At 75.8% G+C, this 3,796-nt stretch carries 4 protein-coding genes; all 4 read left to right on the top strand.

Annotated elements, in window-relative coordinates:
• Positions 1-263 precede the first annotated feature (263 nt).
• Positions 264-701, top strand: a complete 438-nt coding sequence (locus AB0O00_RS29745) for an archease (protein WP_363656979.1) — start codon at positions 264-266, stop codon at positions 699-701.
• A 12-nt stretch (positions 702-713) separates the two neighbouring features.
• Positions 714-2,141 carry an RtcB family protein gene (locus AB0O00_RS29740; protein WP_363656977.1) on the top strand — a complete coding sequence of 476 codons (1,428 nt, stop codon included), beginning with the start codon at positions 714-716 and terminating at the stop codon, positions 2,139-2,141.
• 108 nt (positions 2,142-2,249) lie between these two features.
• Complete coding sequence (locus AB0O00_RS29735) at positions 2,250-3,173, top strand: ABC transporter ATP-binding protein (protein WP_363656975.1); 924 nt, start codon at positions 2,250-2,252, stop codon at positions 3,171-3,173.
• Positions 3,170-3,796 (top strand): ABC transporter permease subunit (locus AB0O00_RS29730; protein WP_363656973.1); only part of this gene is annotated, 627 nt, incomplete at its 3' end. The genes AB0O00_RS29735 and AB0O00_RS29730, both read left to right, overlap by 4 nt.

The following is a 3,796-nucleotide window of genomic DNA, read 5'->3' as shown; positions in this document are numbered from 1 at the left end:
CGTACCCGGAGCCGAGCGACCACGCGGAGTGGCTGGCGACGCCGGAGCTGACGGCGGCGTACCTGGCGGCGGTGGGCGTGCACGGGCAGTGACCGGCCCGGCCGCTCTCGCCACGGCCCGCTCTTGCCACCGCCTGCTCGTGGCACCGCTTGCTCGTGCCACCGCCCGCCCGTGCCGGCGCCCGCTCTCGCCACGGCCCGCTCTTGCCACCGCCCGCCATGAGGCCGACGCTGGGAGGGGACGGCGAGAGGAGGTGGCAGCTCGTGGAGAGAGCCGGAAGCGGCCACCGGACCGTGCCGCACACGGCGGACCTCCAGGTGGAGGCGTGGGCGCCGACGGCCGAGGGCTGCATCGGCGAGCTGGTCCGCGCCGTCGTCGGCAGCTTCGCGGACCTCACCGCCGCCCGCCCGGTCGGCGAGCGCGCCTGCACCGTCGTCGCGGCGAGTGAAGCCGACCTCCTCGTCGGCGTCCTGGAGGAGGTCATCTACCGGATGGACGCCCACGGCGAACTCCCGGCCGACCTCGCCCTCGGCGAGATCGACGACGCGGACGGCGGACGGACCCTGGAGGTGCGCTTCCGGATGGCCGACACCGCCACCGCCACCCTGGTCGGCGCCGTGCCGAAGGCCGTCTCGCTGCACGGCCTGGACCTGCGGCCCGGCCTCGGCGGCTGGGCCGGCCGGGTCACCGTCGACGTCTGAGAGGTACCGGCCGTGGAGATCGCACTCACCGAGGAGGCCCGCCACCGCTGGCGGATCGACCCGACCCCGCCGATGCGCGTGCCCGGCGTCGTCTTCGCGAGCCGCGAGCTGCTGCCGCAGGCCTCCGGGGACAAGGCCCTCGAACAGGTCGCGAACGTGGCGACGCTGCCCGGGATCGTCCGCGCCTCCTTCGCGATGCCCGACGTGCACTGGGGCTACGGCTTCCCGATCGGCGGCGTGGCGGCGACCGACGTCGACCAGGGCGGCGTCGTCTCCCCGGGCGGGGTGGGCTTCGACATCTCGTGCGGCGTCCGGCTGCTGGCGTCGGGCGTCGGCCGGGACGAGCTCGGCACCGAGCGGCTGCGCCGGCTGATGGACCTGCTCGACCGGACCGTCCCGCGCGGCCTCGGGCGCGGCGGCCTGTGGCAGCTGGACGGGCCGCGGGAGCTGGACGAACTGCTCGTCGGCGGCGCCCGCTACGCCGTCGAGCACGGCCACGGCGTGCCGCGCGACCTGGAGCGCTGCGAGGACCGCGGGGTGCTGGACGGCGCGGCGCCGGGCGAGGTGAGCACGCGGGCCGTCGAGCGCGGGCTGCAGCAGGTCGGCAGCCTCGGCTCGGCGAACCACTTCCTGGAGGTGCAGGCGGTGGACGAGGTGCGGGACGAGGCGACGGCGGCGGCCTTCGGGCTGCGGCCGGGGCAGGTCTGCGTCATGATCCACTGCGGGTCGCGCGGCCTCGGCCACCAGGTCTGCACCGACCATGTCCGCGCCATGGACCGCGAGCTGCACCGCTACCGGATCGACGTCCCGGACCGCCAGCTCGCCTGCACCCCGGTGGACTCGCCGCGCGGCCGGGCGTACCTGGGCGCGATGATCGCCGCCGCCAACTACGGCCGGGCGAACCGGCAGCTGCTCTCCGAGGCGGCCCGCCGCGCCTTCGCGACGGCCCTCGGGTCCGGCCTCGCACTCGTCTACGACGTCTCGCACAACCTCGCCAAGCTGGAGACGCACGAGGTGGACGGCGTCGCCCGGCACCTGTGCGTCCACCGCAAGGGCGCCACCCGCGCCCTCCCGCCCGGCGACCCGAGCCTGCCCGCCGACCTCGTCGAGGCCGGGCAGCCGGTGCTCGTCCCCGGCACGATGGGCACCGCGTCGTACGTCATGGTCGGGCTGCCCGGCAACGACGCGTTCCACTCGGCCTGCCACGGCGCCGGGCGGGTGTGGAGCCGGCACCAGGCGCTGCGGATGGTGCGCGGCGAGACGCTGCACCACGAACTGGAGGCGCGCGGCATCGCCGTCCGGCCCGCCTCGTACCGGGCGCTCGCGGAGGAGACGCCGGACGCGTACAAGGACGTGGACGCGGTGGTCGCCGTCACCGAGGGCGCCGGGCTGGCGCGGCCGGTGGCCCGGCTGGTGCCACTGGGCGTCTGCAAGGGGTGAGCGCCGCTGCGGCCCGGCGGTGTTACGCGACAGCCCGGCGGTGTTGCGCGACACCGTTCGCGGGGAACGCTCCGATGTCCGAGGGCCCGACCGGACGGGAGGTGGGCGATGCCCGGCACACCGATGATCGAACTGCGCGAGCTGACCAAGCGGTACGGCGCCACCGTCGGCATCGACCGGCTGGACGTCGAGGTCGCCGCCGGGGAGGTCTTCGGCCTGCTCGGGCCGAACGGCGCGGGCAAGACGACCACGCTGCGCTGCCTGGTCGGCCTGCTCCAGCCCACCGGTGGCCGGGTGCGGGTGCTCGGGCTCGACCCGGTGGCCGACCACCGCCGCCTCGCGCCGTCGATCGGCTACCTGCCCGGCGAACTGCGGCTCTACCCCGAACTCACCGGGCAGCAGACGCTCGACCTCCTCGCCGCCCTCCAGGGCGCCCCCGTCCCGCGCCGGCGGGAGCTCTGCGACCGGCTCGGCCTCACCCCCGCCGACCTCGGACGGGCCGTGGGGGAGTACTCGCGCGGGATGAAGCAGAAGCTCGGGCTCGTCCAGGCGCTCCAGCACCGGCCCGGGGTCGTCGTGCTGGACGAACCGACCGAGGGCCTCGACCCGCTCGTCCAGGAGACCTTCTTCGAACTGCTCGCCGAGGAGACCGCCGCCGGGCGCACCGTCCTGCTCTCCAGCCACGTCCTGCCCGAGGTGCAGCGCACGTGCGAGCGGGTGGCGATCGTCCGGCGGGGGCGGCTGGTCACCGTCCGCTCGGTCGCCGAGCTGCGCCAGGCGCGGGCGCGGCGGGTGCGGCTCGTCCTCGCCGACAGGCGGGGCGCCCGGCCGCTCGGCGCCGCCGACCGGTGGTCGCCGCAGTGGGAGGGGCAACGCGTGGAGCTGGTGGTGCCACCGGACGAACTCATCGCGACGGTACGGGAGTTGCTCGCCGCCCTGCCGGTGGCGGACCTCACCGTCGAGGAGGCGGGACTGGACGAGGCCTTCCTCGACCTCTACCGCAACTCGGAAGAGCCGGGGGAGCAGCCGTGATCGCGCGCACCGTCAACCGCCGCCTCCCGCTGGTCTGGCTCGCCCTGCACCGGCGGCGCCGGATGCTGTTCGGGCTGCTGCTCGGCATGGTCGTCTTCGAGACGCTGATCACCGTGATCACCAGCACCGTCCCGCACGGGGACCTCTTCGGCGCCCGCCGCACACCGCCCGGCGCGTTCAAGGCCTTCAGCGGCTCCAACGGCGACGTCTCCATCGCCAGTTACCCCGGGCTGCTCGGCGCCGGCCTCACCCACCCCTTCTGGATCGCGCTGCACCTGACCGTCATCGGCTCGCTCGGCGCCGCCGCCGTCGCGGCCGACGTCGAATCCGGCACCATCGAGCTCCTGATGACCCGCCCGCTCTCGCGCCGCCGCCTGCTCGCCGAGCGGACCGGCGCCCTCGTGGCGGCGTCGGTGCTGCTCAACGCGGTGGCGACGCTGACCATCGCGCTCGGGGTCGCGTTCTCGCCCACGCTGCGCGCGGCCGTGCCCGAGGGCGGGGTGTTCGCCGCCGGACTCATGGGCTGCGCCCTCGCGTTCAGCCTGACCGGGCCGGTGCTCGCCGTCTCGGCGTTCAGCCGCCGCCGCGCGTACGTGATCGGCGCGGCGGTGGCCCTCGGCGCG

The sequence above is a fragment of the Kitasatospora sp. NPDC093558 genome (genome assembly GCF_040683475.1).
In the GTDB taxonomy this organism is placed as follows: Bacteria; Actinomycetota; Actinomycetes; order Streptomycetales; family Streptomycetaceae; genus Kitasatospora.
The sequence above is the reverse complement of the archived record's forward strand: the minus strand, read 5'-3'. Positions and strand labels throughout refer to the sequence as shown.